This is a genomic window from Micromonospora sp. NPDC049799 (assembly GCF_040656655.1).
Lineage (GTDB): Bacteria > Actinomycetota > Actinomycetes > Mycobacteriales > Micromonosporaceae > Micromonospora.
Genome location: NZ_JBFAMU010000930.1, coordinates 1 through 1023 on the forward strand (window position 1 = coordinate 1; position 1023 = coordinate 1023).

The following is a 1023-nucleotide window of genomic DNA, read 5'->3' on the forward strand; positions in this document are numbered from 1 at the left end:
GCGGCGGTGTGGCGCGAGGTGCTCGGCGTGCCGGTCACCGCCGCCGACAGCGACTTCCTCACCCTCGGCGGCGACTCCCTGCTCGCGGTCCGCTGCGCCACCCGGCTGGCCGCCGCGACCGGGCGGCCGGTCCGACCGGGCGACCTCTTCGCCCACCCGACCGTGGCCGCGTTGGCGACCCACCTCGACGCGCTGGCCGCCGAGCCGGCGCCGGCCGGGGAGCCGGCCGGTCCGGTGCCCGCCGGCCCCGCGCCGCTCTCCGCCGCGCAGTCACGGCTGTGGTTTCTGCACCAGCTCGCCCCGGACGACACCTCGTACCTGCTGGCCTTCGCGGTGCGGTTCGACGCGCCGTTGGACGCCGACCGGCTGGCCCGGGCACTGCGTCGGGTGGTCGACCGGCATCCGGCCCTGCGCACGGTGTTCCCGTCCGGGCCGGACGGGCCGGTGCAGCACGTCCGCCCCACCGCCGGACCACCGCCGGTCGTCGTGCCACCCGATGAGGGCACCCCGCTCGACGAGCGGCTCACCCGGCTCACCGCCGAGGCCACCCGGGCCCCCATGGACCTGGCCACCGGACCGTTGCTCCGCGCCCACCTGGTGCCGGACGACACCGGCCGCGCGGTGGCGCTGCTGCTGGTCGTGCACCACATCGTCTGCGACGACTGGTCGTTCGGCCTGATCGTGCGGGAGCTGGCCCGGGCGTACGACATCGAGGGGGACGGCCAAGCGGTGCCGGAGTCTCCGGCGGCCGGCCCGGCCGCGTTCGCCCTGGCCCAGCGAGACTGGTTGGCCGGACCGGCGGGACGGCAGGCGCTGGCCGACGTGCTCGACGAACTGCGCGGCGCACCCGACCTGCTCGACCTGCCCGCCGCCCCACCGGACCGGCTCGACCGACGCGCGGCCACAGCCGGGCCGGCCCGGCCGCCGTCCGCCGCGCGGCCGGGCCGGGCCCCGCGGTCCGGCGCCGCGCTGCGGACCACCGTGGTCCCCGCCACCGCCGACGCGGTTCGCGAGCTGGCCCGG

The 1023-nt window shown here is 79.0% G+C and carries 1 protein-coding gene; it reads left to right on the forward strand.

What is annotated here, in order from left to right; translation table 11 throughout:
* Positions 1-1023, forward strand: a 1023-nt coding sequence (locus AB0I76_RS30725; protein WP_357042857.1) for a condensation domain-containing protein, incomplete at both ends; no start/stop codon positions are given.